Annotated in this window: 4 protein-coding genes; all 4 read left to right on the forward strand. The window is 71.5% G+C overall.

The window, feature by feature from the left end; translation table 11 throughout:
* The coding region (locus tag D7Y11_RS41650) for a tetratricopeptide repeat protein (protein WP_233607573.1) at positions 1–1902 on the forward strand (1902 nt) is incomplete at its 5' end.
* Between the two features lie 213 nt (positions 1903–2115).
* The gene (cyoE, locus tag D7Y11_RS41655; RefSeq protein ID WP_120578928.1) at positions 2116–3000 is read left to right on the forward strand and encodes a heme o synthase; all 885 of its coding nucleotides are present in this window, start codon (positions 2116–2118) and stop codon (positions 2998–3000) included.
* A 37-nt stretch (positions 3001–3037) separates the two neighbouring features.
* On the forward strand, positions 3038–4027 hold the full coding sequence (locus D7Y11_RS41660; protein ID WP_126936437.1) for an ABC transporter ATP-binding protein: 990 nt from the start codon (positions 3038–3040) through the stop codon (positions 4025–4027).
* Positions 4024–4813, forward strand: a 790-nt coding sequence (locus D7Y11_RS41665; protein ID WP_126936438.1) for an ABC transporter permease, incomplete at its 3' end; no start/stop codon positions are given. The genes D7Y11_RS41660 and D7Y11_RS41665, both read left to right, overlap by 4 nt.

The raw sequence follows: 4813 nt of genomic DNA on the forward strand, positions 1-4813 counted from the left end.
GTGCTCGCGCCCGTGGCCGCGCCGCCCCCGGCCGCCGCTGAAGCGCCCGCCGCGGCGACCGTCCCCGTGACGGCCCCGCCCGCCGCCGCTGAATCGCCCGCCACCACGTCCGTGGGCCGCATCAACGCCCCGTCCCAGCAGGCGGCCCGCACGGCGCGCCCGTCGGATTCCGCCTCGCGCCCCACCCAGCGCCGTCCGCAGGTGGTGGTGGAAGAGGTCGAGGACGACGAGGACGAGCCCTCGTCGCGCCGCAAGAGCCCGCCCAAGAGCAACGGCAGCAAGATGCTGTCGATGGTCCTGCTCATCCTCATCCCGCTGTTCGCGGGTGGATACGGCTTCTACTCGGCGCAGGCCAAGAAGCGCAGCCGCGAGCTCAAGAAGAACCTGGACGTCGCCACCGAGCAGCTCAAGCACGACTCGTTCGCCAGCTACAAGAAGGCGTGCGAGGCGGCGGACCTGGCCCTGGAGGTGGATGCCGACTCCACCGCGGCTCACGGTTATCTGGCGTACGCGTACGCCATCCGCTGGGGTGAGCACGGCGGCGGCGACGACGCGCGCCGGCAGGCCGAGGAGCACCTGGCGGCGGCCCAGAAGGGCAAGGAGCTGTCCAGCCACCTCATCGCCGCTCAGGCGCTGATCAAGACGTACAGCGGTGACGGCAAGGGCGCGCTGGCCTCGCTGGAGACGCAGGTCAAGGAGCTCAACGACCAGAACAAGGCGTCCTCGCTCCTGTACCTCACGCTGGGCCTCATCCAGATGAACGCGGGTGACCTGGAGCGCGCGCGTGACAGCCTGGAGCGCGCGCAGGCGCTGGCTCCGGATGATCCGCGCGTCTACGCGGGGCTGGGCGCGGTGTACCGCCGGCTGGGCCAGGACAACACCGCCTGGAAGAACTACGACTTCGCCCTGCGCTACGAGAAGGACCACCCGGAGTCGCTGCTGGGCCGCTCGCTCCTGATGCTGGAGCAGGACGCGCCGAACTACGCGGTGGCCAGCCGGGACATCAAGAAGCTGCTGGAGGCGGAGCCCCCGCCCAGCCCGCGTCAGCTCGCCACCGCGCAGCTCGCGCGCTCGCTGCTCATCGCCCGCGTGGCGCTGGCCATGCCCACGCTCAAGCCGGACCAGCAGCAGCTGCTGACCGAGGCCACGGGCGTGCCGGCGGAGCCCGCCAAGGCGAAGCAGGAGGTCACGAAGGCGGAGGAGACCGGCTTCGCGCTCGACAAGCAGAACCCGGAGCTGAACCTCATCAAGGGCCGCCGCCTGCTGGCGGAGGGCAACTTCGACGCGGCCGCGGAGGAGATCCGCAAGGCCATCCGCGCGGACGGCAGCCGTGCTCAGTTCCACGTCGAGCTGGCCAAGGCTCTCATGGGCAAGCCGGGCGGTGAGAAGGAGGCCTCCGAGGCGCTCGTCACCGCGCTCAAGACGATGGGCGACAGCCCCAAGCTGGTGGTGATGCTGGGCAACGCCTACCGCCGCCAGAACAAGCTGGAGGACGCGCTCGCGCAGTACCAGCGCGCGGTGAAGGACCCCAAGGCGAAGAACCCGGAGGCCCGGCTCGCCATGGGCGCCATCTACCGGGAGCGCTCGGAGTGGGACAAGTCGAAGGAGCAGCTGGAGAAGGCCAGCCAGGAGTTCTTCGGCCAGCCGGACCGCGTCGCCAACGCGCTCACGGAGCTGGGCCGCGTCTACCAGGGCAAGGGCGACGCCGCGAAGGCGGACGAGACCTACCAGCGCGCGCTGCAGGCCGACGAGAACTACTCGGCGGCCTACTACTTCTACGCGCAGCTGCTCTCCAAGGACGCCAAGCAGTCGGGCAAGGTCAAGACGCTGGCGGCCGAGTACGTGCGGCGCGAGCCCAAGGGCGAGTACCTCGCCGACGCGCAGCGGCTCGCGGGGAACTGAAGCCCCGCCTCCCGCTGTCCCCCACGCCGCGAGGCCCCTTCCCGGGCTTCGCGGCGTTTCGTTTTTGACGGGGGGCGACAAGGCAGGCTGATGTGGCGGGGAGCCCCAGCCTTGCCACCCCTCCCGGGTGACGGTATGGGAGGGTCCACCCCACACCCCCTTGACCGGTAGCCGGGAGCGACCGCGGTCCAGGGACTACCTGCTGGAGTCCGCTTGAGCGCGCGTGCCCTGTCCCAGTCGTCCACCGCGTCCGACCTGATTTCCCTCACCAAGCCGAGGCTGTCGTCGCTGGTGCTCATCACCGCGGCGGGCGGCATGTTCATGGCTCCGGGGCACTTCACGCCGGTGCGGACGCTGGTGACGCTGCTGGCGACGGCGGGCACGGTGGGCGCGGCGAACGCGTTCAACTGCTACTGGGAGCGTCACAGCGACCAGTTCATGGCGCGCACGCGCAACCGGCCGCTGCCCGCCGGGCGCATGGACCCCAACACGGCGCTGTGGTTCGGCCTGTCGCTGGCGGCGGTGTCGCTGCCCGCGCTGGTGCTGGGCGCCAACCTGCTCACCGGCGTGCTGGGGCTCGTCGCGCTGCTCAGCTACGTGCTGGCGTACACGCCGCTCAAGGCCCGCACGTCCGCGGCGATGCTGGTGGGTGCGATTCCCGGCGCGCTGCCTCCGCTCATGGGCTGGACGGCGGTGACGGACCGGGTGGACGCGGGCGGCTTCGCGCTGTTCGCCATCATGTTCCTCTGGCAGATGCCGCACTTCATCGCCATCGCGCTGTTCCGCAAGGACGAGTACGCCGCCGCGGGCCTCAAGTCCGTTCCGCTGGAGCGCGGGGACGAGTCCAGCCGCGCGCAGGTGGTGCTCTACTTGGTGGCGCTGGTGCCCATGACGCTGTTGCCGTTCCAACTGCACATCGCGGGCACGTGGTACCTGGCCGCGGCGGTGCTGCTGGGGCTGGGCTTCCTGGGCCTGGGGGCGTGGGGCTTCTTCAAGCACCTGGGAAAGCCCTGGGCGCGCCAGACGTTCGTGTATTCGCTCGTGTATCTCACCGGCCTGTTCGCCGTGATGGCGCTGGACCGCATCCCCCGCGGCTAGCCCCCTCGCTGCGTCCGGGTGCGAGGCCGCCTTTCGCATGCCTGACACCTCCGTTCCAACCCCGCCCCCGCCGCTGCTGCGCATCGAGGGGCTCACGCGCCGCTTCGGCGAGCGCACCGCCGTGGACGGGCTGTCGCTGTCCGTGCAGCCGGGCGAAATCCTGGGTCTCCTGGGGCCCAACGGCGCTGGCAAGTCCACCACCTTCCAACTGCTCGCGGGCCTGCTCTCGCCGGACGCGGGGCAGGTGCACTTCGCCGGCAAGGTGCTGTCCCTGAGCGACCCGACGCTGCGGCGCCAGATGGGCATCATCTTCCAGAAGAGCAGCCTGGATGACCTGCTCACCGCCCGGGAGAACCTGCTCCTGGGCGCGCGGCTGTACGGCCTCACGGGCGCGGACGCGAAGGCGCGCGTCGAGACGATGCTGTCGCTCATCGGCCTGCAGGACCGGGGCGATGAGAAGGTGGGCACCTGGTCGGGCGGCATGCGCCGGCGGCTGGAGCTGGCGCGGGCGCTGGTCCACCAGCCGCGCGTGGTGCTGATGGATGAGCCCACGCAGGGCCTGGACGAGGCGGCCTTCCGCACCTTCTGGACGCACCTCAAGCGGCTGCGCGACGCGCAGGGCGTCACGGTGCTGCTCACCACGCACCGCGCGGATGAAGCGGAAGGGTGCGACCGGCTGGCGGTGCTGGACGCCGGGAAGCTGGTGGCGTGCGACACGCCCCGGGCGCTCGCCTCGCGCATGGGCGGGGACATCCTCACGCTGGAGGGCCCGGAGCCGGAGGCGCTGGCCGCGCAGGTGACGGAGCGGCTGGGGCTCGCGGCGACGGTGGTGGAGGGGCGGGTGCAGGTGGAGGCTTCGCAGGGACACGCGCTGGTGCCGCGGCTGGTGGAGGCCTTCCCTCCGGGGCGGTTCGCCTCCGTGTCGCTGCGCCGGCCCACGCTGGCGGACGTGTTCCTCCAGCTCACCGGGAAGGCCCTGGGGGCGGATGCTCCCTCGCCCACGCCCGCGCCGAGGAAACGCCGATGAGCGCCGACATCCCCGTGCCTGTTCCGTCCCCCTCACTGGACGCTCCCGCCGCCCCGGTCCACCGCCGGGAGCCGGGGACGCTGGCCTTGCAGTGGGCCACCGTGTGGGTGCTGCTCTCGCGCGACGTGGTGCGCTTCTTCCGGCAGCCCAGCCGGGTGGTGGGCGCGCTGGCGCAGCCCATCCTGTTCTGGTTCGTCATCGGCTCCGGGTTCGCGGGCTCGTTCCGCGTGGAGGGCGCGCAGGGGCTGGGCTACCAGCAGTTCTTCTTCCCGGGCGTCGTCACCATGGTGGTGCTCTTCAGCGCCATCTTCGCCACCATCACCGTCATCGAGGACCGCAAGGAGGGCTTCCTCCAGGCGGTGCTGGCGGGGCCGGGCTCGCGGCTGGCGGTGGTGCTGGGCAAGGCGCTGGGGTCGTCCACCATCGCGCTGATGCAGGCGTCGCTGTTCCTGCTCTTCGCGCCGCTGGCGGGCGTGGACGTGAAGGCGGTGGACTACCCGCTGCTCGCGGCGGTGATGGTGCTGTCCGCGCTGGCGCTCACCGGCATGGGCATGGCGCTCGCCTGGTGGGTGAAGTCGAGCGCGGGCTACCACGCGGTGATGAGCCTGGTGATGCTGCCCATGTGGGTGCTCTCCGGGGCCATGTTCCCGGTGAAGGGCGCGGGGCCGGTGATGTCATGGGTGATGACGCTCAACCCGATGCGCTTCTCCGTGGAGGGCGTGCGCCGCGCGCTGTACGGGGCGCAGGCGTCGCTGGCGGTGGGCTCGCAGGGTGGGGCGACGGCTG

The organism is Corallococcus sp. AB018 (genome assembly GCF_003986945.1).
GTDB classification, from domain to species: Bacteria; Myxococcota; Myxococcia; order Myxococcales; family Myxococcaceae; genus Corallococcus; species Corallococcus exiguus.